Annotated in this window: 18 protein-coding genes, 1 tRNA gene and 2 pseudogenes; 16 read left to right on the forward strand and 5 right to left on the reverse strand. The window is 68.4% G+C overall.

The genetic code is table 11. The annotated features are described in order from the left end of the window. Window positions 1-137: 137 nt before the first annotated feature. The 3 genes from ACFYXM_RS20520 (at window position 138) to ACFYXM_RS20530 (ending at window position 5121) form a co-directional block, all read left to right on the forward strand. Entirely contained in the window at window positions 138-632 is a 495-nt protein-coding gene (locus ACFYXM_RS20520; protein ID WP_389291140.1) for a hypothetical protein, read from the forward strand. A gap of 1553 nt (window positions 633-2185) precedes the next feature. Next, window positions 2186-3589 carry a type VII secretion-associated serine protease mycosin gene (gene mycP, locus ACFYXM_RS20525; protein WP_389291142.1) on the forward strand — a complete coding sequence of 468 codons (1404 nt, stop codon included), beginning with the start codon at window positions 2186-2188 and terminating at the stop codon, window positions 3587-3589. A gap of 281 nt (window positions 3590-3870) precedes the next feature. Next, the gene (locus ACFYXM_RS20530; protein WP_389291144.1) at window positions 3871-5121 is read left to right on the forward strand and encodes a S8 family serine peptidase; all 1251 of its coding nucleotides are present in this window, start codon (window positions 3871-3873) and stop codon (window positions 5119-5121) included. Window positions 5122-5125: 4 nt separating this feature from the next. Here the strand turns inward: ACFYXM_RS20530 and ACFYXM_RS20535 are convergent. The 3 genes and pseudogenes from ACFYXM_RS20535 to ACFYXM_RS20545 form a co-directional block, all read right to left on the reverse strand. Next, window positions 5126-6112, reverse strand: a pseudogene (locus tag ACFYXM_RS20535) (serine/threonine-protein kinase); the annotation flags it as partial. A gap of 79 nt (window positions 6113-6191) precedes the next feature. Then, window positions 6192-8411 carry a PQQ-binding-like beta-propeller repeat protein gene (locus tag ACFYXM_RS20540; RefSeq protein WP_389291146.1) on the reverse strand — a complete coding sequence of 740 codons (2220 nt, stop codon included), beginning with the start codon at window positions 8409-8411 and terminating at the stop codon, window positions 6192-6194. Continuing rightward, window positions 8408-9316, reverse strand: coding sequence for a serine/threonine protein kinase (locus ACFYXM_RS20545; RefSeq protein WP_389291147.1), 909 nt, complete (start codon window positions 9314-9316; stop codon window positions 8408-8410). The genes ACFYXM_RS20540 and ACFYXM_RS20545 overlap by 4 nt, the downstream gene beginning before the upstream one ends. Before the next feature lie 590 nt (window positions 9317-9906). Here ACFYXM_RS20545 and ACFYXM_RS20550 point away from each other — a divergent pair. The 8 genes and pseudogenes from ACFYXM_RS20550 (at window position 9907) to ACFYXM_RS20585 (ending at window position 18529) form a co-directional block, all read left to right on the forward strand. Further along, window positions 9907-10425: a hypothetical protein gene (locus ACFYXM_RS20550; RefSeq protein WP_389291148.1), complete on the forward strand. Its 519-nt coding sequence runs from the start codon at window positions 9907-9909 to the stop codon at window positions 10423-10425. Between the two features lie 1569 nt (window positions 10426-11994). Next, window positions 11995-13389, forward strand: a complete 1395-nt coding sequence (gene mycP, locus ACFYXM_RS20555; protein ID WP_389291150.1) for a type VII secretion-associated serine protease mycosin — start codon at window positions 11995-11997, stop codon at window positions 13387-13389. A 50-nt stretch (window positions 13390-13439) separates the two neighbouring features. Further along, entirely contained in the window at window positions 13440-14027 is a 588-nt protein-coding gene (locus tag ACFYXM_RS20560; protein ID WP_389291152.1) for an AAA family ATPase, read from the forward strand. 143 nt (window positions 14028-14170) lie between these two features. After that, window positions 14171-14593, forward strand: a complete 423-nt coding sequence (locus ACFYXM_RS20565) for a hypothetical protein (protein WP_389291154.1) — start codon at window positions 14171-14173, stop codon at window positions 14591-14593. Window positions 14594-14609: 16 nt separating this feature from the next. Next, window positions 14610-16700, forward strand: coding sequence for a hypothetical protein (locus ACFYXM_RS20570; RefSeq protein ID WP_389291156.1), 2091 nt, complete (start codon window positions 14610-14612; stop codon window positions 16698-16700). Between the two features lie 11 nt (window positions 16701-16711). Continuing rightward, window positions 16712-17299 (forward strand): hypothetical protein, encoded by a 588-nt coding sequence (locus ACFYXM_RS20575; RefSeq protein WP_389291158.1) that lies wholly within the window; start codon window positions 16712-16714, stop codon window positions 17297-17299. Between the two features lie 471 nt (window positions 17300-17770). After that, window positions 17771-17917, forward strand: a pseudogene (locus ACFYXM_RS20580) (adenylyl-sulfate kinase); the annotation flags it as partial. A gap of 96 nt (window positions 17918-18013) precedes the next feature. Next, the gene (locus ACFYXM_RS20585; protein ID WP_389291160.1) at window positions 18014-18529 is read left to right on the forward strand and encodes a DUF1269 domain-containing protein; all 516 of its coding nucleotides are present in this window, start codon (window positions 18014-18016) and stop codon (window positions 18527-18529) included. A 94-nt stretch (window positions 18530-18623) separates the two neighbouring features. Here the strand turns inward: ACFYXM_RS20585 and ACFYXM_RS20590 are convergent. Further along, window positions 18624-18695, reverse strand: a tRNA-Cys gene (locus tag ACFYXM_RS20590). 206 nt (window positions 18696-18901) lie between these two features. Between ACFYXM_RS20590 and ACFYXM_RS20595 the strand changes: the two genes are divergently transcribed. From ACFYXM_RS20595 to ACFYXM_RS20610, 4 genes are all read left to right on the forward strand, one after another. Beyond that, the gene (locus tag ACFYXM_RS20595) at window positions 18902-20389 is read left to right on the forward strand and encodes an MFS transporter (RefSeq protein ID WP_389291162.1); all 1488 of its coding nucleotides are present in this window, start codon (window positions 18902-18904) and stop codon (window positions 20387-20389) included. Between the two features lie 40 nt (window positions 20390-20429). Further along, complete coding sequence (locus ACFYXM_RS20600) at window positions 20430-20630, forward strand: ribbon-helix-helix protein, CopG family (RefSeq protein ID WP_389291163.1); 201 nt, start codon at window positions 20430-20432, stop codon at window positions 20628-20630. Beyond that, entirely contained in the window at window positions 20627-21016 is a 390-nt protein-coding gene (locus ACFYXM_RS20605; protein WP_389291164.1) for a type II toxin-antitoxin system death-on-curing family toxin, read from the forward strand. Before ACFYXM_RS20600 ends, ACFYXM_RS20605 begins: the two co-directional genes overlap by 4 nt. 150 nt (window positions 21017-21166) lie before the next feature. After that, complete coding sequence (locus tag ACFYXM_RS20610; RefSeq protein ID WP_389291166.1) at window positions 21167-22948, forward strand: DEAD/DEAH box helicase; 1782 nt, start codon at window positions 21167-21169, stop codon at window positions 22946-22948. 350 nt (window positions 22949-23298) lie between these two features. Here ACFYXM_RS20610 and ACFYXM_RS20615 read toward each other — a convergent pair whose 3' ends face one another. Then, window positions 23299-23868 (reverse strand): hypothetical protein, encoded by a 570-nt coding sequence (locus ACFYXM_RS20615; protein WP_389291168.1) that lies wholly within the window; start codon window positions 23866-23868, stop codon window positions 23299-23301. Window positions 23869-24229: 361 nt separating this feature from the next. Here ACFYXM_RS20615 and ACFYXM_RS20620 point away from each other — a divergent pair, with 361 nt between their 5' ends. Then, on the forward strand, window positions 24230-25897 hold the full coding sequence (locus tag ACFYXM_RS20620; protein ID WP_389291170.1) for a hypothetical protein: 1668 nt from the start codon (window positions 24230-24232) through the stop codon (window positions 25895-25897). Window positions 25898-26127 lie beyond the last annotated feature (230 nt).

The following is a 26127-nucleotide window of genomic DNA, read 5'->3' on the forward strand; positions in this document are numbered from 1 at the left end:
CGGGTTGCAGGTGCAACCCCGGAGGTGCACGCTGTCATGGGGGTTGACTAAGGTGAACCCCTGAGCAGTGATCGGCTGTTGCCAAACGGGGGAGGGGCACTGTGGGGCAGAGCGAACCAGGAGTCGAGTCTTCGCCGATGTCATCGGCCATCGTGGGCGGTCTCGGGGCCATGGGCGCCATCAGCCCGATCGGCGCCGCCCAGGCCGCGGTGGGTGAACTGGTCACCGAACTCTCGTCGTTCACCAAGTTCCGTGAACGGATCGAGGAGCTGCTGCGCGACCTCAAGGGTTCTTCAGCAAGTCCCGAGAAAGTCGGTCAGGACCCTGTCGCGCGCTCACATTTCGGCGGTGACAAAGGTCAGTGGGCGGAGGCGGGCGGCCTTTACAAGTCGTACTCCACCGTCATCGAGGAACTGGAGAAGTTGTCCAAGCTGCTGGCGGACTCCATCGAGGGCCTGAGCATCGCGGTCCTCGCGTCCCACAAGGGGTACGAGCACGTCGACTTGGACATCCGCGAGCGCATGCTGGCGATCCAGTCCAGTACGAACGCCCACTACGTGATGGAACAGGCGGCGAAGCAGCAGGGTTCGTCGACCAAGACGGTGCCCGTGCCTGAGCACACCGCCTTCTGATGTCGACGGCCATGTGCTCTGTGTGTGGATGACGGGGACGGGGGAGAGAGACGGCTCATGGGTACCAACTTCGACAACAAGAGCCACGAGGAAATGCTGTGGTGGCTGGACCATGCCAACAGCGGTGAGATCCAGGCTGCTGCGGACCGCCTGCAGAGCGCTGCTGTCGACATTCGGAAGATCGCCGCGGAACTGAAGGTGCGCCCGCAACTGGTGGAGTGGAAGGGTGAAGGGGCCCACGCTTTTTGCACCTGGAGTGCGGATCTGGCCAATGCGACGTTGCGCCTAGGGGACTACAGCGAGGGCGCTTCGAAGTGGCTGGGCGAGGCCTCGAACGCGATCGCGACAGCGCAGGCTTCGATTCCTCGGACAGAGGCGGGCGCGCAGGCGAACCTCGAGGCAGCTCACGCCGCACGGAACGATCCGGACGCGTCGGAGGTGGCCCGGAAGGCCGCGGAAACTCTGATCAATTCCAGGGAGAAGAACAAGGAAGAGGCCGCTGCGGAGATGCGGCGGCTGTCTCAGGCGTACAGTTTCTCGTCGACCCAGATGGAGATGCTGGAAAAGCCGGTCTTTCCAGGAGTTCCGGAGGTGATCGCGCCGCCTGTGGCCGACGGACGAGGCGGAGCACAGAACCAACATGTTGGAGCTGGTGTCACCCATGGGGCCCCTGCAGGGTACGCCGTAGCGCCGGGGAACCACTCGGGAACAGTGCCCGGTGCGGTTTCTCCAACAGGGGAAACAGGTCACTCGGGGCACATTGTTTCGCCCTCGGAGACGAGGCCGCCGGTGAACATGGGGATCGATGGAGTGACCACGCTGCCGGATGCCGCGCCCTCCCCGGTCGGTAATCCACCGGTGTCGCAGACTCTGCCGCGGACCGACACTGCTCTCCCCCCGACGGTGGGAAGCGTTCCGCCTGTTCCTCATAGCGGCCCGTATCCGGTGCGAAGCACGAACGTCAGGGGTGGAACGACGGGGATACCTCGTCCGAGCGTGTCAGCCCCGGGGCAGGGTCCGTTTGATAGAGGGCCGGTGGGCCGTCCTTCCGGCCCCGATGGGATCACCGGTGGTCGCGCCGTGTCTTCTGTCTCAGGACGGTCTTCGACCGGCATTCCGCGTGGAACGGTCGTCGGCAATGAGAACGTTCGTGGGACAACGCCCATGGGGCGCGTACCGGGGGTGACCGGTGGGGGCAGCCCAGGCGTCGCAGCGCATGCCGTCAACCCGGGCGGTCGCCGTCTGGCTGGAGAGGCCGGTGGCGTAGTCGGGGGACGCCAGCAGCAGGGGCGTGCAGGATCACGACCATTTACGCCCGGAGGATCAGGACTGGTGAGGGGAACGGCCTCGGGAGAGGCGGACCGCAGCGCAGGGCTGGCCGGTCGGGGCACCGGAATCGCTTCTCATCGTCCGCGGACGAATGAGACAGGGCGGCGTGAAGGCGGTGAGCGGCCTAACTACCTGGTTGAGGAAGAAGCGACATGGCAATCGGGCGATCGACGGGTCGTCCCGCCGGTCGTCGATTGATTCACAAGAACTTACAAGGGACTCGCATGCGTAACGCGACCAGCGCAGCCTTGCGGCGGCGATGCATGGTGTCAGCCGTGCTGGGCCTACTGCTGGTAGGTGGCGCGACCGTACCCGCGTACGCCGACTCCACACGCTCCATGCAGTGGCACCTCGATGCCATGAAGGCCGAGGAGATGTGGAAGTCGAGTACGGGTAAGGGCGTCATCGTTGCTGTCATCGACAGTGGCGTGGACCCGTCGAATCCCGACCTCGTTGGGCAGGTTCTCAAGGGGAAGAACCTGGAGCCGGACGTCGCGGGCGACGAGCATACTGATTACGACGGCCATGGTACGAGTATGGCGGGCTTGATCGCGGGTACGGGTCAGAGCCACGGAGGTAACGGCGCGTTTGGGCTCGCACCGGGCGTCAAGATTCTCCCGGTTCGCATGCCTAAATCAGGTGTGGGGGCCAATCAGGAAGCCGAGAATGAGAAATTCAACAAGGCTGCACCCATGGCAATTCGCTACGCGGTTGAGCGTGGCGCAAAGGTCATCAATGTTTCTCTTGGTACATACGCGGGATCGCAGGCGCTGACGGATTCCGTGAAGTATGCTCTCGATCACGGATCATTGGTCTTTGCCGCTGCCGGGAACAGTGGTGACGGGGCCAACCGGATCGAATATCCGAGTGGAACGCCTGGGGTTGTCGGCGTTGGTGCCGTCGACCAGAATGCAAAGAAGACCGGCGAGTCGCAATACGGGCCACAGATCGACTTCAGCGCACCGGGTATCGATATGGTTCATCCGTGTAAGGGTGGAACTCAGCTGTGTAAGACGAGTGGTACGAGTGATGCCACTGCCCTGGTTTCCGCTTCAGCTGCTCTCATTTGGTCCAAGCATCCCGGCTGGACCAACAATCAGGTTCTGCGTGTCATGCTGAATACGGCTGGAGCTCCCTCGGGCGGTTCCAAGCGCAGCGACTACGTGGGGTATGGCGCGGTGCGACCGCGCATCGCTTTGAAGAATCCGGGTGATCCCGGGCCCGCTGACGTGTACCCGCTCCCCGACCTCGCGGCGGCCGAGAGCCCCAGCGCTAGCCCGTCCTCAAAGCCTTCCCAGGAGACCGACGGCTCGGTGGGTGAGGAGAAGAAGCCGACAGCGGAGCCTGTGTCCGATGAGAGCAGTAACACGGGTCTTTGGGTCGGCCTTGGCGTTGGCGTGGTCGCCATTGTCGGCGCGGTGTCCGCCTTCCTGGCCATCCGTTCCCGCCGTCGTCGGGCCGCGTCCGCGGCCCCGCCGCCTCCTTCGTACCAGCCGTCGCACGGCTACCCGCCGCCACTACAGGGCCACCAACAGCCGTCGTACGCGCCCTATCCTTCGCCGCAGGGTGGCCGAGGCGCCGACGCGCCGTACGGCGGAGCACCGAACCAGGGCGATCCGCCGAGGTGAGTGTGGCTCGCCGCGCTCGCGGGGGAGGCCCACCCGACAGTGCCGGGCTAAGGCAGTGATGCCGGGCGGTCCTTCCGGGCGCGAAGATCCTGTCGTTGCCACCACGAGCCGCAGCGAGAAGGAAACAGAAGGCACCTACGGCGATGGGCAGCAGGCCGGGCAGCGCTCGGACGGCCTGGTGCCGTCACGCGACGAGGCGAACGTTGCCGGGGGCACTGGGGCGCAGCACGAGGGGCTCGCGACAGAGTTGGGGACGAAACCGGGGGCAGGGGGGCGGGTGTATGCGCAGCAGTGAGAGGAAGCAGGCGCGTCAACGAGCGTGCACGTCGGTCGCGGTGGCGTTTTTGCTGGCCGGTGGCGTGGCCGCACCCGCGCAGGCGGACACCGTCTTCTCCGATCAATGGCACCTCAACGCCATGAAGGTCCAGGAGATATGGCGGACCAGCACCGGAAAGGGCGTCACGGTCGCTCTCATCGATACCCGCGTGCGTGAAGTTCCCGAGTTGGCGGGGCGGCTGCTCCCGGCCAAGAGCTTCGCGGGGGTGGCCGCCGCGAAGCTGAACGAGTACGGCACCACGGCGGCTTCCGTGATCGCCGGTACCGGCAAGGGGCCCGGTGGCCGGGAGAGTGCGTACGGGCTCGCTCCGGGGGCCAAGATCCTTCCTCTGGTGATCCCCGATGGCCGGGGCGCCGGCAACGCTGCCGCGCAGAGCGAGGAGATCAACGGGGGGCTGGCTCCGGCCATTCGTTATGCGGCCGACTCCGAGGCCAAGATCATCAGCGTGTCGTTCGGCACGTACGCGGACGACCAACCGGTCCGGGATGCCGTGGAGTACGCGCGGAGCAAGGGGAAGCTGATCTTCGCGGCCGTCGGTGACTTCGGCGTCGACGATCCGCAGGTGGGGTACCCGGCTGCGACGCCCGGAGTCATCGGCGTCACGGGCATCGGCAAGGACCTGAAGGCGATCAAGAAGGCCGGTGTGGGGATCACCGTGGATCTCAGTGCCCCTGGTGAGGACGTGATCAGCGCGTGCGCAGGCGCGACCGGGCTGTGCAGGAGCCGGGGTACCGGGGTGGCAACCGCTCTCGTCTCCGCTTCCGCCGCGCTGATCTGGGCCGAACATCCCACGTGGACGGCGAACCAGGTTCTGCGCGTGATGGTGAACACGGTCGGCGGTCCCACCAGCGGGGCCGTGCGCAATGACTACATTGGTTACGGCATTGTCCGTCCTCGTGTTGCGTTGAAGAAGCCGGGTGACCCCGGAGCGGCCGACAAGGATCCGATCCCCGACTACCGCACCGCTTCGCCGACCCCGCCCCAGCCCGCGTCCTCCCCGTCGCCGAAGGAGCATGCCGACAAGGCGGGCGCCGCGCCCGCGTCAGGCGCCTCCGTCTCGTCCGTGACGGACGGCGGGCACAGCGGTTCCTTCTGGGCCGCACTCGCGGTGTGCGCGGCCGGGGTGCTCTGTGTCGTCGTCGCAGGCCCGTTGCTGGTGGCCGACCGGCGTCGTACGCGGCTCAGTCGTCCTTGAGCCGCCACGCGGCGGTCCCGCCGCCCATGGCGAGTGCGGCCCCTCCGGCGGTGAGCGCTGTCAGGAACCTGCGCCGCGAGTGACTCATCGGCGCAGGCGATACGGTCACGGGGAGCAGCCGCCTTGCTTCGGTCTCGTACTGGTCGATCAGGGGCATCAGGCTGCTTCGTCGCCAGACCTTCTCCGCTCGTCGTGAGGGCGCGAACGCCTGGGCGATCTGTTCCGGTCCTGGACGCAGTCCGGGTTCCTTGGCGAGGCAGGGAGCGATGAGGGCGCGCAGCGGCTCGGGGAGGTGCGACAACCGGGGCTCTCCGTGCACGACTTCGTACTGTACGGCGGCGACATGACTGCCCGTGAAGGCGCGTTGCCCGCCCGCGGCGTACGCCAGCACAGCACCCAGGGAGAAGACATCCGCGGCCGGTCCCACCCGATGACCAAGTACCTGCTCGGGCGCACCGTAGCCGGGCGTGACGGGAATCTGCCCCGTGGTCGTCAGGGTGAGACCGTGTTCCGGACGGGCGATGCCGAAGTCGATGACGCGCGGTCCGCGCGAAGTCAGCACGATGTTCGCCGGTTTGAGGTCGCGGTGCACGAGACCGGCGGCATGGATGTCGTGCAGGGCACGGGCCAGGGCCGAGGCCAGGGCGCACACGGTCGGGCCGTCGAGCGGGCCGTGGGAGGCGACTGCCTTCTCCAGGTCGGGGCCGGGCAGGAACTCGCTGGCGATCCACGGGTGCCCGCCCTCGACCTGCGCGTCCAGCACCCGAGACACACTCCGGCTGGTGACCGTTCGCGCGGTCTGCGCCTCACGTACGAAGCGTTGTACGAGCTGCTGGTCGTACGACAGTTCGGGCCGCAGCGATTTCACCGCGGCGCGGCGGCCGGCGCGGTCCTGCCCCAGGTAGACCTTGCCCATCCCGCCTTCGCCGAGCACGCCGTGGAGACGGTAGGGGCCGAGCCGGAGCGGGTCTCCTGGACCGAGTGGTTTCATGGGTCTCCCTGTCGCGAGCCGGGATGGGCGGGCCGGATGGACGGGCGTGGCTTCATGCCGTGCACGTGGTGGTGGAGTGTCATTCGTCCAGACGCAGGGCCTCCACCGTGCCGTCTTGGCCGCTGCCGACGAGCGTGCGCTTGTCGGTGGCGAGGGCGAAACTGCGCATCGGCGTCTTCAGCGACCGTACGTGCTTGTGGGTGTTCAGATCGATCAACCCCAGCCCGGAGGCTTCCCCGTAATAGAGACGCGTTTTGCCGAGGACGGGCGGCGCGGCAATGGTCGACACATTGCCGTTCGGGACCGGCACGTCCCAGAGGAGTTCGCCGCGCTTCGCGTCCACCGCGACGATTCCCCGGTTCTTCTCGGTGGCGTAGACCACGCCGTCCCGTACGACAGGGAGCCCGTAACGGTTGTGGCTGTTCTCGTAGTGCTCGAAGAAGCGGTCGCGGCCGAACTCCCAGATCACCACGCCGGTGGCCAGGCTGATCGCCTGGAGTGTGCGCGACCCGAGATACACATGGGAACCATCGTTGGCGAGCTGCTCGCCGGTCATCATCAGCGTGGCGATCCCGGAAGCCCATTCCGGCAGGGTTCTCCGCCACAGCCTCTTCCCCGAACGGGTGTCGAACGCGGTGAGCGCGAGGTCGTACGGGCCTTCTCCCAGGATGAGCCGGTTTCCGATGGCCTTGGCGAAGCCCTTGCTGTAGCCCTCTCCCTTCTCGACCTCCTCAAGGGGCACGCGCCAACGGGCCTTCCCCGTCGAGCCGTTGACGGCGTGCAGGTGCCAGTCGTACGTATCCGACGTGTTGCTTCCGGCCGCCAGGTAGATGCTTCCGCCCGACGCGTGCAAGAGGTTCGCCGAGCCGCCCGAGGACGGCAGTGTGAAATCGGACTGGTCGGCAAGGGTGCGGTCTTTCAAGCCGGTGGCCGGATCGACCGATACGAGCGCATGCTCCTGCTCCGTCGAATCGACGAGCCCATAGAGCCGGGAGCCGTCCGCTACGGCCCAGGAACCGGAAGACGCCGTGGAGTACGTCCAGAGGTGTGTGCCGTCGGCCGGGTCCAGACCGAGCAGTTGGCCCCCGGAGACCACCATGAGGGACTTGCCCACGAAGAGCGGCGGCGTGCTGTCGGCCATGGATGGATCGGTGGTCCACAAAACGCGCCATGCCCCTGCCACGTCCCGGGCCGTCGGCGAGGCGGTGGGGCCGGGCCCCGCGGCGGACGGTGTCTTCGCGTCCTTCGCCTTGGACAGGCCCGGCCGGAACCACAGTCCGGCTCCGGCGACCCCGGCCGTCGCCAGGCCGGCGAGGGACAGGACCTTGCGCCGTGACATGCCTGGTGCGCGCCCGTACGCCGATGGTTCGGACCTGGAGACGGGCTGTTCCGGCGACTCCGCCGGAAGGCGTTCGGGGCTGGGCTCCCAGACTTCCGTCGCACGACGGGCGATCTCCGTGAGGAGGGCGTGGGGCAGGTGGTCCGCGAACTGCCCGTGTCCGTCGTGGAGTGCGGCGGCCAGCTCCCGCGTGGTCGGGCGCGGGGACGGGTCCTTCGTGAGGCACTGGGCCAGGAGCGGGGCCAGTGCGGTCGGTATGCCGGTCAGGTCCGGATCGGCATACCGGACCCGGTAGAGCAGGTCGGCCGGCTGCCCGCCGCCGAACGGGCCGTGACCCGAGGCGGCGAAGACGAGGACACCGGCCAGGGCGAACACGTCACCGGCCGGCGTGTGCTCCTGGTCGCTCGCCTGTTCCGGGGACATGAAGGCGGGCGTACCGGCCGCCGCCCCCACGCGGGTGAGGCGGTCGTCGCCGATCGCGCGGGCGATGCCGAAGTCGATGACCTTCGGCCCGTATGCCGTGATCATGATGTTGGACGGCTTCAGGTCGCGGTGCACCACATCCGATCCGTGCAGCTGTCCGAGTGCTCCGCACAGTGCGGCGCCCAGGGCCCGCACACTGGGCTCGGGCAGTGGCCCGCACAGGGAGACCGCCTCGTCCAGGGGCGGACCGAGCACGTACTCCGTCGCCAGCCAGGGCGTCTCGGCGAGCGGGTCGGCGTCGAAGACCTGCGCCCCGTACCGGCCTCCGATGACGCGTGCGGCGTCGGTTTCGAGACGGAAGCGGGTGCGGAAGGCGGCGTCGGCGGCGATGTCCGCGTGCACGGTTTTAACGGCGACGGTACGACCGCCGGCGGAGCGCGCCAGATAGACCGTTCCCATGCCGCCGCTGCCGAGCCGGGCGACCAGCCGGTACGCACCGATGTGCTGCGGGTCTTCGTGGAGCAGGGGCGTGATCATCCGTCGGCTTCCGGGTGGCGGTGGACGTCTGCCGCGAGGACCGCCGCGGACTGCTGGGCGATCGCCGCTATCACCCGGCCGGGCAGTCGCATATGGTGCGCTTCCGGTTCCGGGTCCAGGACGGTGGCGACCGGTGACGCGGACGGCGAGGTGGGCGAGAGGGCCTGGAGTACGTCGATCGCCCGCGGGCGGGCCGCGGGATCACGGGCTAGGCAGGCCGGCACGAGCGAACGCAGCATGACGGGAAGTTCATCCCGTTCGGGGACGGTGTGGCCGGTCGCCGCGTACGCGAGCACGGCGCCCAGCGCGTAGACGTCGCCCGGCGGCCGGGGGCGTCCGCCCGTGGCCTGTTCGGGTGGCAGGCTGCCCGGCTCGAGGCCGGGCAGCCCAGAGCGCGGTTGCCCGTCCTCGGCGGCGGTCCGGACCGCGCCGAAGCAGGTGAGTCGCGGGCCGTCCCCCGCCAGCAGTACGGCGGCGGGGGACACCCCGGCGTACGTCAGTCCGGAGGTATGGGCGATGGCTATCGTCTCCGCCAGGCGGGCGCCCAAGGCCCGTAGCGCGTCGTCGGGGAACGGACCCCCGTGGACGGCCAGGGCCATCGGCAGTGGGACCGCGGGTAGGTACGGGCGCGCGCACCACACGGGCAGACCGGGTTCTGCGCACTTGGTGACGGGGGTGAACCACGGGCCGAGATGGCATCGGGCGGCCTGTGCCTCGACGAGGAATCGAGCGGAAGCGGCGTCGTTCAGTGGGACGCTCACCACCGCGGTCCGGTCGCCGTCCGCGCTGCGCGCGATGAAACGCCGCTCAGGGACGGGCATCGCGCCGGGGCCGGTCGGGTCCAGCCTCGTGATGACGGTGTAGGGGCCGATCTGCCGGGCGGGGGAGTGGTGTGGCTGTTGCATGCGAGGACCCCCGGACGACAACAGAACGAGGGAAGCCTACTCAGTCTCGTGGACTGTTTTCCCAACGACTGTGGCCGTAACCGCTGTTGAGGGCATGGTAAGTACGGTGCCGGGCGGTGCGGTGGTGAGCCGGACGAACCGCTCGTGGCAGTGTGGTGTGGCTGCGGGAACAGGGACGCCGGGCAACAGCGTGGGCGGTGTTCGTAACGGTGGCCGGGCCCGCGGTGCCCGGTCAGCGTGCCGTGGGGCCGGGCGAAGCCGCGCTCGCAAGGCCGGGGCGTGCCTTGGCGAGGGGCCGACGGAGCAGGCTTGCGGGGGCGAAGCGGCCCGCGATCCGGGCCATGGCCTGGTCGAACATCACCCGCCAGTGGGCAGGGCCTACGCTATGGCCAGCGGCCATCGCACGATCTTCAGGAGTCCACGCAACCCCCGTGATCACGCGGTGGCCGCACCCGTTCCCAGCCGGGTTCGCAGCCAGATCACGAAACCAGACTGGAGTACTAAGGTGAACCCCTGAGCAGTGATCGGCTGTTGTCGAACGGGGGAGGGGCACTGTGGGGCAGAGCGAACCGGGAGTCGAGTCTTCGCCGATGTCATCGGCCATCGTGGGCGGTCTCGGGGCCATGGGCGCCATCAGTCCGATCGGCGCCGCCCAGGCCGCGGTGGGTGAACTGGTCACCGAACTCTCGTCGTTCACCAAGTTCCGTGAACGGATCGAGGAGCTGCTGCGCAGCCTCAAGGAGTCTCCGGCAGACGCGAAGAAGCTGGGTGAAGTCTCCATCGGCCTTACTCAGTTCGGCGACCCCGCCTGGGCAGAGGCCTCCGGTGTGCACGCCGCGTACAAGAAGGTCGTCTCGGAGCTGGAGACCCTCTCGAAGCTGCTGTCGGACTCCATCGAGGGCCTGAGCATCGCGGTTCTGGCGGCGCACAAGGGCTACGAGAACCTTGACGAGGACATCCGCGAACGCATGCTCGCGATCAAGCAGGACACGCAGGCGCACTACAAGGGGGAGTACAACCCGGTCCCCGATGAGGGGAAGCACGCCGACAAGCGACCGGCTCCCACGAAGCCGGATGGCGACACGGCGGGTACCGAGGGCATCTCTTGATGAAGGTCATTTGCTCGATACCGGGCGGGACGGGGGAGTGAGATGGGTACGACACCTTTCGATGACATGTCGCACGAGCAGATGAGCGGGTGGCTGGACAAGGCGAACAGCGAGGCGGTCCGGACCGCGGCCGACCGTCTTTCGAGCGCGGCGACCGAGATCGACAAGATCGGCGAGGAGCTGAAGGTCCGTCCGCAGATGGTGGAGTGGAAGGGCGAGGGGGCGAACTCCTTCCGTACCTGGAGCGCCGATCTGGCCAACGCCACCCTGCGGCTGGGCGCTTTCAGCAAGGAGGCGTCGAAGCGCCTCGGTGAGGCCGCTGAAGCGATCGCCTCGGCCAAAGCAGCGGCGCCCCGACCCAAGGCGGGCGCGGGTGCGTCCCTGAAGGCGGCGCTCTCGACGCCGAACGACCCGGCCGCGTTGGCCCTGGCGAAAGAGCTAGGCACGGAGAAAGACGCCATGGCCCGGGAGATGACGAAACTCTCTCAGGCGTACAACCAGTCCGCAGAGAGAATCGGCACCCTGGAGAAGCCGGAGTTTCCTCCGCCGCCACAGGTGATCGCGCCGCACGAAGCGTCGCGGGGATACGACCAAACGGCTGATGGCTATGCTCGCGGTTGGGGTTCGGCAGGAGGCGCCGCTGGTGCGGTGTCGCAGAGTGCGTCGATGCCCGGAGTTGGCTATGAATCGCCTGGTGGGGCGGCGGCGCATTCAGTCGGGTATCCGGCTGCGCACGGGAGCGTCGTCTCCGCTCCGGTCGGGGGTACGGTGTCGCGTCCGGTGGACATGGAGATCGACAGCGTCGCCACGCTGCCGACAACCTCACCGAATCCCCCGGTGGTTCAACCTGGTGTGCCGGGTCCGGGGAGGCCCGATGGAGGTCAGCCTGTCACACCTGGTGTCCTGCCTCCCAGCCTCGGTGGTGGACCTGCGGTGCGGCCTCCGTCGACTACCACGGGCGGCGGGAAGGCGGGTGTGCCCCGTCCGCCGATGCCTTCGGTCACCGGGAACCCGGTGGCGGGACCCCCGGGGAGGCCTCCCGTCATGGGAACCCCGGTGACAGGGCCTGTGGGGCGGTTGCCCCAGGACAGCGGGATCGTGGGTGGCCGTCCGGTTGCGCAGCCTTCCGGGCGTCCTGCGGCGGGGCTTCCTCGCGGGACCGTGGTCGGTGGCGAGGGCACGCACGCCGGTCGCGGAATGACGGGATACGGCCCCGGAATGGGAGGGGTCGGGGGCAGCAGCCAGAGCGGAGTCGCCGGTGGCCGCCGCCTGGCAGGCGAGACAGGTGGCATGGTGGGCCGTCCGCAGCAGCCCAGGAGTACGGGCACTCGTCCCTTCACACCCGGTGGCACCGGTCTGGTGCGGGGCTCGGCACCGGGAGACGGCAGTCGGGTCCCTGGGCAGATGGGTCGTGGGGCCGCCAGTAGTGTCCGTCCCGGAGAATCACGCCCCGATGAGCGGGAACGGCCGGACTATCTCGTCGAGGATGAGGAAACCTGGCAGCAGGGTGACCGGCGGGTTGTCCCGCCGGTGATCGACTGAGCGGAAGAAACCAGAAAAGGGAAAGAGATGTGTACCAGCAGTGCAGCGGCCGTGCGTCGTGGAATCGCCGTCTCGTCCGCGTTGACGTTGCTGCTGGTGGGCGCCAGCCCTGCGTACTCGGACTCCGTCCGTTCGGACCAGTGGTACCTGGATGCGATGAAGGCCGAGCAGATCTGGGAAATGAGCACTGGTGAGAACGTCACCGTGGCTGTTGTCGATTCGGGCGTTGACGCATCCATCCCAGATCTCAAAGGGCGTGTTCTCAAGGGGCTCGATCTGGCAAAGGATTCTCCGGGAGACGAGTACACGGACTACGACAACCACGGGACCGGCATGGCTGGCATTATCGCCGGAACTGGTAATGAAAGTGGTGGCGGCGGTTCTTATGGCATTGCCCCGGGGGTGAAGATCCTGCCGATTCGTCTGAGGGACACTGTTAACAAAGTGAACGGGGCGACGGCAAGCAAGTACTTCAATGAAGACATGGCCACTGCGATTCGCTTCGCTGTCGATCACGGCGCACAGATCATCAATGCGTCGGTCGGGGACACCATTGGAGGGTCGCAACAGCTCACGGATTCCGTGAAGTACGCCCTGGACAAAGGTGCTCTTGTTTTCGCAGCTGTAGGCAACGGTGCTGATGAAGGAAACCCGGCTTCTTACCCTGCCGCAACCCCGGGGGTTATCGGCGTGGGAGCGATCGGGAAGGACTTGAAAAGGGCGGACTTTTCTCGATACGGCCCCGAGGTCGACCTCTCGGCCCCTGGCGTGGACATGGTGCACGGCTGCAGTGGGGGCACCAAATTGTGCAGAACCAGCGGTACCAGCGACGCCACGGCCATCGTTTCCGCTTCCGCCGCGCTGATCTGGTCCAAGCACCCGGAGTGGACCAACAACCAGGTCCTGCGGGTCCTGCTCAACACGGTCGGCGCTCCGACCAGTGGAGCCCTGCGTAACGATCACATCGGCTACGGAGCCGTCCGGCCCCGGCGCGCATTGATGAACCCCGGCGACCCGGGTCCCGCAGACAAGTACCCGCTCCCCGACCTAGCCGCAGCGGCTTCCCCGTCTCCTTCTGCCCAGCCGTCGAAGGCCGACGACGGCGCCAAGGGCGGCGACAAGCCCGCCGCTGCGTCTCCGACTGCCGACGATCAGAGCGACAACACGACACTCTGGGTCGGCGCTGGCATCCTTTTGGCCGCTCTCGTCGGCGGCGTGGTGGCCTTTGTTGTCATCCGCTCTCGTCGTCGGGCCGCGGCCGCGGCCCCGCCTCCCCCCTCGTACCAGCCGACTCCTGCCTACCAGCAGCCGCCGCAGGCATACCAACAGCCGCCATACGGGCCTTACGCTCCGCCGCCGGGCAGCGCGGGGCCCAACTCGACGTACGGCGGCACTCCCAACCAGGGTGACCCCAACGCGTGATTCCGTGGCGGTCCTCGAACGTCGGGAGAAGCATCCGAGTGGAGCACGACATGGGCACCGCGAAGTCCGCACGCAGCCAACGGAACGCGCAACACGAAGGGCCCGGCCCCGCCGTCATCCTCATCACCGGTGTGATGGCTTCCGGGAAGTCCACCGTCGCCCAGGCACTCGCCGAGCGGCTGCCGCGGTCCGTGCATGTGCGGGGCGATGTCTTTCGGCGGATGGTGGTGTCGGGGCGGGCCGAGATGGTGCCGGGGGCGTACGAGGAGGCCGTTGCCCAACTCCGGGTCCGGTACCGGCTGTCCGCGATGACCGCCGACGCGTACGCGGATCAGGGGTGGACCGCCGTCGTCCAGGACGTGGTGCTGGGCGAGGAGTTGAACGCGTACCTCGAACTCGTACGCACACGACCGCTGTATGTAGTGGTGCTGGCGCCCGAACCGGAAGCCGTTGCCCGGCGGGAGGCGGGACGGGCCAAGAGCGGGTACGGGGCCGGGTGGACGGTCGAGGCGCTGGACCGGGTGCTGCGTGAGGAGACGCCGCGGATCGGACTCTGGTTGGACACCACCGGGTGGACCGTGGAGCAGACGGTTGACGCTGTGCTCGCCGGCCTGGAGCGGGGGCAGGTGGCGGGCTGAGCAGCGAGCCCGCGCGTGCCGTGTTCGAAATGCCGGAAAGATGCCGCGACTCGCCCAGGTGAATGCGGGCGTATAGCGTTGACGGTCAATGAACGCGAACCGCAGGGTTCGGTGGTGCTTGGCGTGGTGATACGGGGGATCGCGTGACGTTCGACGCTGAATGGGCGACGCTTCGAGCGGAATCCGCACAACAGGTGAATATGCGGCTCAATACTGCTGGTAGCAGTCAAGGCGGCTCCGACGCCGATTTGTTGGTCAATCAGGACAACCTCGGTGCAATCGGGCATGACGCCTATGAGTTGCGGACCCGGCTCTCCAAGGACGGTGATCAGGCCCGTCCCTCGACCTTCGATGCGGCGATCGCGCTCACCAACGGGAACTTCGACAGCGGTTCGGCACTGCTGAAGGTCCACGACCGGTGGAACAAGCAGTTGCGCACACTGCTCGACGCCTGCGCGCAGATCTCGAACCACCTCAATTACACGAAGTCCGCTCATGCGAAGGACGACGTCCAAATCGGTGGCGATCTGATCGCGGTGTCCAAACTGAACGAGTATCTCAAGTAATTCACGAGGAATGTTCATGTTGAAGTTCGAGGACATCGTCGACGCGCCGGTGGCCAAGCTCAAGACGGCCGCGGAGGCGTGGTCGAAGATGGTCACCCAGTTGGACCTCCTGGCGGAGGACGCCCGCGACGGCATGAAGGCCAAGGCCGACAAAGCCGAATGGGAAGGCGTCAACGCGGGTGTGACCAAGGCGTTCATCGGCAAGTCCGCGAAAGAGTTCGCCGATGCCGCCGCGGAGGCCAAGGGCGTCAAGCAACTTCTTGAGGACGCGCATACGGCCATCCAGCAGGCCCGCGACGACCTGGTGCGCATCCGCGACGACGAGGGGCCTGCCGCCGGCGTCCATGTGGACACCAAGGGGAAGGTGACGGCGCGGGAGCCGCTGGAGGACGACTTCGTGGCTCGGCACGATCCGGGATACCCGGACGCCCTGCGCCAGCAGCAGGAGGCGGTCGATGCCTGGCAGAAGAAGATCGATGACATCGTCAAGAAGTGCAATGCAACTGACGAATCGTTCAAGCGGGCGCTCGAAGCGAATGTGACGGAGCGCCCCGACTTCAACGCGCCGGAGTACGAGAGTCTGAGCGAGGAGCAGAAGGACGCCACAGAGACGCTCAAGGCCGCCGAGGACATGGGGCGGCTTGTCAAGAGCAAGGGCGACGACATGTCTCCCGAGGAGTTCGACAAGCTCAATCAGACGCTGGCGCGGTACAAGGACAGCCAGCTCTTCCAGGAGAAGTTCGCCACCACGCTCGGCGCGCGTGGAACACTCGACTTCTGGGCCGATCTGACCGATGTCAGCGACGGTATGAATCTGATGCGGGCCCGTCGTGACGACATGGCGGAGATGCAGAAGAACTTGAGCCTGGTTCTGGCGGGGGCGACGCATTCCGACAGTCCCGCGATGCAGAATTGGGAACGCGAAATGGTGAAGCTCGGTGACGAGCAGATCCAGACCAGGGGCCAGCGTGTCTACGGTTTCCAGATCATGAGTAACCTCATGCGGGTCGGGGACTACGACAGCAAGTTCCTCAACGACTACGGAAATTCGCTGGTATCCACCGAGAAGAAGATGCGGTTGCCGTCCCGCTACTGGAACGATGCAGTGGGCGGCGGGCCAGGAAAACTCAACTTCATGGGCGAGGAGTTCGGCCGTGATCCGGTGACCGGGTTCATGACGGCACTGTCCAGGAATCCGGATGCGGCGACGCAGTTCTTCAACACGACGGAGCCGAACGACAACGCGAAGTACCTGCTGTCCGGCAAGCGTGATGTGTTCGACGACACGCCGCTGGACCATAAAGACACCAACCATGCGAACGAGGCGACCGGAAAGGCGCTCCTCGCCGCAACCAGCGGAATGGACGCGAACGACCCCAAGGCTCCGATGGCGGCGCACACCCCGCAGCACCGGGAGGTGCTGGAGCGCTCCTTGAAGTACATCGCCGAGGCGGGCGACGACTTCCCGTCCGAGATGCGTGACGACATGGCGACGGTGCTGGGCAACCATTCCGACGAGGTGCACTACACGGCCAGCGCCCAGGCGGACGATCCGAAGGACCCGAAGCTCCTCGATCGCCACCACCTGCTCGAGGTCGCCAAGCAGGTCTCCCGCGATCAGAACGCGTACGGCATCCTCAACGAGGCGCTGAACCGGGAGATGGTCCGGGACATCCACGAGGACCATCCCAAGGACCCCAGGGAGACGCTGCTGCGGGCCGGTCACACCACCGGGTTCCTGGAGGAGGCCCGCTACCAGGCGCTGAAGACCGACAAGGAGGACCCCTCCTGGGACGCGAAGTGGCTGTACCACGGCGCCGGTGGCGTGGCGAACTTCATTCCGGTGGTCGGCGACGCCGTCCAGCGCGGTGTGGACGCTGTCGCGTACCGCTGGCAGTTGGACGAACAAGCCCGGATCGACAGTGAGATACAGGAGACCAACTCGAAGGTGTTCGGGCAGCGGGAGCAGCAACTGGCCGAGCTCGCCCGGCAGTGGGTGGCCGTCAACCCGGACAACGGGCTCAGCGACTTCACCGCGGCCAACGAGATCAACGGCGCGGCCTTCGACGGCAACCACCGGGCCAAGGGCCTGGTGGGGGACCAGTGACTGGAGGACCAGTGGACAGCCCGGCCGGCCGGCATCGGACCCGGCTTCTCACCCGGCGCACGGGCTTCGTCGCCGGCCTGTGCACCACGCTGCTGGCCGTGTCGGCCTGTGGCGGTGGTGACGACGGCGAAGGGCGCGACTATGCGGTGCCGGAGCAGCTGTGCGGGGTGGACGTCGCCAAGGACACACTGGCGCCGTTGCTGCCTGCCGGTGAGAAGCTCGCGGAGCGGGATTCCGGTTCGGTGCCCGGCAGTGCCCGCTGTGCGCTCACCGTCGACGGGCGCCCCGCGCTGTCCGTCCTGGGGGACGCGCTGGACGCCGACGCCGACCCCTTCGCGAAAGCGGACTGGTATCTCAGGCTGGGGAAGGACGCGGGGGGCAAGGACGGGGCACGTCATCGGGGCGAGCGCGTCCTGGACCGCTTCGCGCTTTCGGTGACGCAGTGCACGGGGGACCAATCCACGCGGAAGTACGCCGTGCTCGTCGAACTCGCCGAGACCGATCCGGTGCCGGAGAGCGTCGCCGACCGTCGCGAGGCGCTGAAGGAATTCCTCGACGGATACGTGCCCGCCGCACTCAAGAAGCAGGGGTGTGCCTGAGGCGCGGAACCTCCTCGGAGCCGGTACCGGTCCTGAGGCGTGACCGAGGGCTGTGCCAGTCCTCCTGGATGTTCCGGCAGAACGGCGAAGCCCGCCCGGCGCGACGCATGCGCGTGCCGGCGGGCGTAGTCGATCGCGTGGAGAGCCTGACCGGACGTGACCGGACGTGACCGGATTTGAACCGGTGCAACTCGAGCTGCAGTCGAGCTGCAGTCGAGCCCCTGAACCACTCGGGCACACCGCCGTGTGCTCCTCGTCGTGGTCCGTCGTACGGGAGCGGCGTCCTGCCGGACGTCGAAAGACGCGCGTTCGTTTCCGTAGGTTCTTTCCGTGCGTGCCCTTCGTACGTGCCCTTCGTGCGTACCCTTCGTGCGTCCCTTTCGTGCGTCCCCTCCGTATGCTCCGGATGCGTCGGCCCGGGTGGGCGATCCGGCAAGCCTGAGGAGAGGCCGCGTGGATCGCGAAATCGGCATGGCGAATCCTGCGCCTGGTGAATGGGGCGCCGGAAGCGAGGAACCCGGCCCCGCCGTCATCCTCGTCACCGGCGTGATGGCTTCCGGCAAGTCCACCGTCGCTCAGACTCTTGCCGAGCGGCTGTCGAGGGCGGTGCATGCGCGCCGATCGCAGGGCTGACACATGCAATCCTTATGTCTTATTTAGTGATCCTTCCTCTATGGTTGGTGCGGTAGGGCACCTTGAGGAGGAGTTAGCCGTATGAGCAATTTGTTCGTCATCGCCTACGACGATCTCGCCACTGCGGACCAGGTCCGGGACAAGCTGCTGTCCCTGAACCGTCAGCACCTCATCGAGCTTGAGGATGTCGTCGTCGTCGAGCGGCGTGAGAAGGACGGCAAGATCAAGCTGCATCAGGCCGTCAATCACGTGGGCGCAGGTGCTGCGGGCGGTGCGCTGTGGGGGAGCGTCATCGGGCTGCTCTTCCTCGTGCCGTTCCTCGGCGCCGCGGTGGGCGCCGCGGCCGGTGCCGCCGGAGGGTCCGCCGTTGACACCGGCGTCAACGACGACTTCATGAGGGAGCTCAGCACCAATCTCCGGCCCGGCGCCGCTGCCGTCTTCGTGCTCGTCAAGACGTCCGCTCGCGACAAGGTCGTCCCCGAGATCGTCAAGTTCGGCGGTCAGCTCGTGCAGACCTCGCTCAGCAAGGAGGACGAGGTGCGCCTGCGGGAGATGGTGAAGGACGCCCTCAAGGAACAGACGCCTGGCGCCTCCTGATCTCGGGGCCGTGCGAGAGCGGGCGACTGCCCGCGCCCCGGACCACGGAAAGCCGCCCGCCCCGGACAATCCGGGGCGGGCGGCTTCGTCCGCGAGGCCGTGACCGGATTCGAACCGGTGTAACTCGAGTTGCAGTCGAGCCCCTGAACCACTCGGGCACGCGGCCGGGTGTTCCTCGTCGTGGTCCGACCGTAGGCGGCGGAGTCCGGGGCGCTCAAGAGTGCGGGCCGGGGTGCAATACGACTGTCGTGGGGCGCAACGCGGCTGTCATGCTGCGTTCATGGAAGGCTGTCCGGTCCTACGACCAACGGCCTGGCGAAGGGCCTCCTTCCGACGGGGCCCACCTGCGCGTATGCCCCTTACTCTGGGGCCATGAGTGCCCTGGAACCCCGAGACGCCGATACCGGCACCGCCGCCGACGAACCTTCCATACCCGCTTCGGCCCTGCCCTCTGCCGAGCCCGCCGAGACCGGCGGGGTGCTCGGGCGGTCGTACCGGGCGCTCAGCATCGGCATCGTCTCCGTCGTGTTCCTGATCGCCTTCGAGGCGACCGCCGTGGGGACCGCGATGCCGGTGGCCGCGCGCGAGCTGCACGGCATCGCGCTGTATGCGTTCGCCTTCTCCGCGTACTTCACGACCAGCCTGTTCGCCATGGTGCTGTCCGGGCAGTGGGCGGACCGGCGGGGGCCGCTGGGGCCGCTCGCCGCCGGGATCAGCGCGTTCGCGGCGGGACTGCTGCTCTCCGGGACCGCCGGGACCATGTGGCTGTTCGTCGCGGGGCGGGCCGTGCAGGGGATCGGCGGCGGGCTGGTGATCGTGGCGTTGTACGTGGTGATCAGTCGGGCCTATCCGGAGCGGCTGCGGCCGTCGATCATGGCGGCGTTCGCGGCGAGCTGGGTGATCCCGTCCGTCGTCGGGCCGCTCGCCTCCGGCGCGGTGACCGAGCACCTGGGGTGGCGGTGGGTCTTCATCGGCATCCCCGTGCTGGTGGTGTTCCCGCTGGCGCTCGCGCTGCCCGCGATCCGGCGCCGGGCGTCGGGGCCGGCCGATCCGGCGGCACCCGTCGAGCCGTACGACCGGCGCCGCATCCTGCTCGCGCTCGGGATCTCGGTGGGGGCGGGGCTGCTCCAGTACGCGGGGCAGGAGCTGAACTGGTTCGCGCTGCTGCCGGCCGCCGCGGGCTTCGCCCTGCTCGTGCCCGCCGTGCGCGGGCTGCTGCCGCCGGGGACCGGCCGCGCGGCGCGCGGGCTGCCGTCGGTGGTGCTGCTGCGCGGGGTGGCGGCCGGTTCGTTCATCGCCGCCGAGTCCTTCGTACCGCTGATGCTGGTGACCGAGCGCGGGCTGAGCCCGACGCTGGCCGGGCTCTCGCTCGCGGCCGGGGGCGGTACCTGGGCGCTCGGTTCGTTCGTGCAGTCCCGGCCGCGCCTGGAGCCGTACCGGGAGCGGCTGATGGTGGGCGGCATGGTGCTGGTCGCCGCCGCGATCGCCGCCGCGCCGTCCGTGCTGATCGACGCCGTGCCGGTCTGGACCGTGGCCGTGGCCTGGGCCTTCGGCTGCTTCGGCATGGGCATGGTGATCGCGTCGACGAGCGTGCTGCTGCTGAAGCTGTCCACGCCGGAGGAGGCGGGGGCGAACTCCGCCGCCCTGCAGATCTCCGACGGGCTGTCCAACGTCCTGCTGCTGGCCGCGGGCGGGGCCGCCTTCGCGGCGCTCGGCGGAGGGACGGTGGGTGCCGTGCATGAGGCGGTGCAGGCAGGCGGGTCGGGCTCGCATCCGGGGGCGTTCGCGGCGGTCTTCCTGCCGATGGCGGGGGTGGCGCTGGTGGGGGCCTGGGTGGCGTCCCGGGTGCGGGCGCGGTAGCTGGTACCACTCTGACCCCATTCGGTGGTACCGTTTTGGTATGGCCATGAACCTGCGTCTCCGTGACGATCAGACCGAAGCACTCAAGCAGCGTGCGGAGCAGGAGGGGACCAGCATGCACGCCATACTGCTCCGGGCCGTGGACGACTACCTGGCCAGAACCGCTCAGCAGGCCATCGTCCGTCAGACGGCGAAGGAACAGGCGGCCAAGTGGAGCGAGCTCATGGAGCGGCTCAAGTGACCTGCGCCTACCTGACGTCCGAAGACATCCTCATCATCGCCGAACACGCGTGTGCGGACATGCGCGTCGTCGTGCGCGACGCCGGGCTCCTCGAATCGGCGGCACACCGCCCCTCCGCGGCCATGTTCGGTGAGGAGGCGTACCCGGACCTGATCGACAAGGCCGCCGCGCTCCTGCAGTCCTTGGCGATCAACCGCCCGCTCTTCGACGGCAACAAGCGCACGGCCTGGCTGTCGTGCGTGACCTTCCTGGCGATGAACGGGATCGACCTGCGTCCGGACATCGATGCTGCGGAACGCCTGGTCATCGCCGTGGCCACAGGGGAAAAGGACGAGGTGAAAGCCATTGCTCAAGGGCTGCGGGAGCTGGCCGCCGACGCCTTGTGAGCGCCGTCGCAATTCCTGAACGGGCGGCGTAGTCCGAGGCGGTTCTCGCTTCGTACACCGGTAGGGTGGCCCGGTTGTCGTATCGCCTGCGGGTCCGTCCCGGCCCGTACGGACAGCACCCACGTACCCGAGAGACCCGAACCGGAGACCGTGACTACTACCGCCTCCCACCACCTCTCACCCGCCTTTCCCGGCCGTGCCCCCTGGGGCACGGCCGGGAAGCTGCGAGCCTGGCAGCAGGGCGCCATGGAGAAGTACATCCAGGAACAGCCGCGCGACTTCCTCGCGGTCGCCACCCCCGGCGCGGGGAAGACCACCTTCGCGCTGACCCTCGCGTCATGGCTGCTGCACCACCACGTCGTGCAGCAGGTCACCGTCGTCGCGCCGACCGAGCACCTGAAGAAGCAGTGGGCCGAGGCAGCGGGCCGGGTGGGCATCAAGCTCGACCCGGACTACAGCGCGGGCCCGCTGAGCAAGGAGTACGACGGGGTCGCGGTCACCTACGCGGGTGTCGGCGTCCGCCCCATGCTGCACCGCAACCGCTGCGAGCAGCGCAAGACCCTCGTGATCCTCGACGAGATCCACCACGCGGGTGACTCGAAGTCCTGGGGCGAGGCGTGCCTGGAGGCGTTCGACCCGGCGACGCGGCGGCTCGCGCTCACCGGTACGCCGTTCCGGTCCGACACCAACCCGATCCCCTTCGTCGAGTACGAGGAGGGCAACGACGGCATCCGGCGCTCCTCGGCCGACTACACGTACGGCTACGGCAACGCGCTCGCCGACGGGGTCGTCCGGCCGGTGATCTTCCTCAGCTACAGCGGCAACATGCGCTGGCGCACCAAGGCGGGCGACGAGATCGCCGCCCGGCTGGGCGAGCCGATGACCAAGGACGCCATCGGGCAGGCATGGCGGACCGCCCTGTCGCCCACCGGGGAGTGGATCCCCAATGTGCTGACCGCCGCAGACAAGCGGCTGACCGAGGTGCGCAAGGGCATCCCGGACGCGGGCGCGCTGGTCATCGCCACCGACCAGGAGTCGGCCCGCGCGTACGCCAAGATCCTGAAGCAGGTCACCGGCGAGAAGCCGACCGTGGTCCTCTCCGACGAGAAGGCGGCGTCGAAGAAGATCGACCAGTTCAGCGCGGACGACTCGCGGTGGATGGTCGCGGTCCGCATGGTGTCGGAGGGTGTCGACGTGCCGCGTCTGGCGGTCGGCGTGTACGCCACCACCATCTCCACGCCGCTGTTCTTCGCGCAGGCCGTCGGACGGTTCGTGCGTTCGCGCAGGCGCGGCGAGACCGCCTCGGTCTTCGTGCCGACGATTCCGATGCTGCTGGACTTCGCGAACGAGATGGAGGTCGAACGCGACCACGTCCTCGACAAGCCCAAGAAGGGCAGCGACGAGGAGAACCCGTTCGCGGAGGAGGACAAGCTCCTCGCCGACGCGGAGCGGGCGGAGGACGAGGAGACCGAGGACCAGCTGCCGTTCGAGGCCCTGGAGTCGGACGCGGTCTTCGACCGGGTGCTGTACGACGGCGCCGAGTTCGGCATGCAGGCGCACCCCGGGAGCCAGGAGGAGCAGGACTACCTGGGGATCCCGGGGCTGCTCGAACCGGACCAGGTGCAGCTGCTGCTCCAGAAGCGGCAGTCCCGGCAGATCGCGCACAGCCGGCAGAAGCCGGCCGACGAGGCGGATCTGCTGGAGAAGCCGGCCGAGGCGCGGCCGGTGGTCACGCACAAGCAGTTGCTGGGGCTGCGCAAGCAGCTCAACACGATGGTGTCGGCGTACACGCACCAGAGCGGCAAGCCGCACGGGGTGATCCACACCGAGCTGCGTCGGGTGTGCGGCGGACCGCCGAGCGCGGAGGCCACGGCCGGGCAGATCCAGCAGCGGATCAAGAAGGTCCAGGAGTGGGCCACCCGCATGAGGTGACGGCCACCGGGGTGACGGCCGTCGAAGGGGTTGTCCGAGGTGACGTGACCGCAGTACGTGACCGCAGTGCGTGACCGCCTTGTGCGACCGCAGCACGCGATCGGGGTGACGCGATCGGAGCGACGGGGTGCCGGGGACGGCCCGGCGTGTCGGCCGGGATCGCTGGTGCAACGGCCCGGGGAGGGGACGGTGGTCCTCGCCCCGGGCCGTTGTCGTCGGTGCGGATGGGGGCGTGCGTCAGGGGTCGGCGCGGTACGGAGCGGGTGCGGGCCGCGCGCCAGCGGACGTCGGGTCGGTGGGGCGGAGGATCGGACCGGTGGGCGCCGGGGCGGTGGGCGCCCGGCCGTCGTTCACCAGGTGAATGCCGTGGACTGGGCCGATGTGGCCACGCACGGAACGGTGGCCGAGGTCGGGGACGAGGCCACGATCTGCAGGGACCAGTTGGTGGCGCTCGGGGGAGTGGACAGCACCACGGAATCGGTGCGGTCGCCGGCCGCCAGCGTGCCGGAGGTGAGCTTGAGCGGGCCCAGCGTGATCGGGCTGCCGCCGCTCATGCCCGGGTTGGTCTTGCCCGAGAACTGCACCTGACTGGTCGTACCGCCCGAGGTCCTGGTCAGTTTGAGCGTCGTCGTGATGCTGTTCGGGTTCGCGCTGGTGCCCGGCGGCATCGTGATCGCGGTGGACGTGATCTTGATGGTCTTGGACGTGCCCGAGTCGGCGGCGGTCAGGGTGGCGAGGCCGCTGCCCCAGGCGCCGCAGTCGTACGTGGCCGTCGCCGTGAGCGGGGTCACGGCGTGGGCCGTCGGCGCCAGGGCCAGCGCGGCGGCCGCGGAACAGGCCGCGGCCAGCACCAGCGGGACGCGGACGTGTCTTCGGCTCGGCTTTCCTGACGTGGGCGACGGTACGGGAATGATCGACATGACGGGATGAACCCCTTTCGGCTGGATTCGAGGCCCCGTGGATCCGCCTGATCCGCAGTCCGCTGATCCGCAATCCGCAGCCCCGAAGATCTGCGGGCCCGAAGATCCGCAGAGCCGCGGAACGGTGGGATTCCGGAATCATGAAGAAGCGAATTCGCGGAATCGTGGCCTCATGGATTCACGAGTCGGGGTGAGTGAAACCATGATCTTCAAAGATGTCAAGAGATGTCGACCAGTGCATGAAAAATCCTCGTGAAATGCCTTTCGGGCATTTCGAACAAGGATCATTCGTTTCTCTCTTGACTTCTCCGCACGTGCCCTCCTCAATGTGCGCAATCAACGGGCCATGGAGGGGTGTCTGGTGATCCGACGACGAAGACCCGGTGCGACCGGGCTGCTCGCCGCCTGTTTCGTAGTGCTGCTGAGCGGTGTCGGGGCCGCGGCCGCCGCCGGGGCCGGGGAGGCCGGGCCGGACGGCCCGTCGGCCACAGGGCGGGGCGCCGGTACGGTCACCCCGACCGTCCACTGCGTCCTGCCCGCCGGCCAGGGCGAGGCGACCGGGCCGCAGGAGATGACCGTCGAACTGTCGCCCGCCGTCGTCGCGCCCGGCGGCAGGGTGCACGCGAAGGTCACATTGGGGCCGTCCCCCGCGACCAGCCAACTGGCCCTGGAGGACGTGCCCACCATTCCCAGCCTCGACCTGGCGATGTCCGGCGGGGCCACCGGCACCGTCACCGTGCGGGGCGCCGAGTTCACGATGGACGTCCCGGCCGGTAAACCCATCGAACTCCCGCCGTACGAAGGGGACTTCCTCGTCCCGGCGAACGCGTCCGGCGCGGTCTCCTTCGCCCCGGTCCGTACGCTGACGCAGACCAAGGTGCTCGGCTCGGTCTTCGAGACGCCGTGCGACGTGGTCGACGGGGGCGGTTCCGTCGGCACCGTCACGGTGGAGGGCGCCGGTTCCGAGCCCGCCACCCTGACCGCCCCCACCGACCCGGTACGCCCCAACACCCCCGTGACGCTGGGTGGTTCGGGATGGACCCCGGGCGGCACGCCGGTGCCGTCGCTCTGCGCGGTCGGCGGTGGCGGCTGCGATCCGCTGAAGTTCAGCGGCGACGACCTCGGCATCGACGCCTACGGAACGTTGCACGGCACGGCCACCCTCGCCCCGGCCGGGTCGGTGCCGGACGGCAGGTACGAGGTGAAGGTCAACGACGGTACGAAGGAGGCCACCGCCCCCCTCACCGTCGAGGCCGTCGCGGCCGGCGACCGGGAGATCTCGCTCTCGCGGGACAGCGGGCCGGTCGGCACGATGATCACGGTCAGCGGCAGGAACTACAACCCGGACCGCTGGATCAACGTCATCGGCCTCGACGCGACGGGCACCGGGATCGACGACAGCGCGGTCTACGTCAAGAGCGCCCCGGACGGCACCTTCGCCGTCGAGTTCACCGTGGTCTCCGAAGCGATCACCGCGGTCCGGGCCGACGAGGGCAACGACCCGGCGACCGTACGGACCGTCCCGTTCACCGTCTCCACGGACGGCGGGGGAGGGGGTGGCGGCAGCGCCGACCAGAGGCTGACCGCCTCGGTCCGGGCCGGGACCCTGTCCATGGTCCAGGACGGGGACGTCGTGGACTTCGGGACGACGGTCCTGGGCACCGGCGGCGGTGTGCAGCGCTCCCGGCTCAACCGGGTCGAGGTGGAGGACGCCCGCGGTGTCGACAGCGGCTGGTCCCTGACCGCCACCCTCACCGGCTTCACCAGCGCCGACGGCGGCACCATCCCCGCGGACGCCGTCCGGTGGACCCCCAGGTGCACGGCCCGGGCCGGCAGCGTGGGGACGCCGGTGGCGGGGTCGCCGGCCACGCTCGGGAGCCGGGCGGCGAGCCTGTGCCGGATGAACCCGGACGGGTCCCGCCCGTTCACCGGCGGCCGGTTCGACGCCGACGCCGATCTCACGCTGACGGTCCCCGGATTCACCAGGCCCGGGGACTACAGCGCCACCCTGACCCTCACCCTTCTCTGAGATCCGTCCTTCTCCGGGATTCCGGGATCCCGGAGATCCGTCAGGGGAAGGTCCCGGAGGCGCCCGCCTGCTCTTCGCGAGGGAGCGGGCGGGCGCCGCCCCTTCGTATGCGCGGAGAACACCCGGTCGCGTGTCCACGGAGCCCGGTCACGTGCGAAGAGAACCCCCAGCCACGCCCCGACCACGGAGGAGTCGTATGTCCTTCCGACAGAGAGCGTCCGTCCGACGGA

Origin of the sequence: Streptomyces sp. NPDC002476 (genome assembly GCF_042889785.1) — a bacterium.
Lineage (GTDB): Bacteria > Actinomycetota > Actinomycetes > Streptomycetales > Streptomycetaceae > Streptomyces.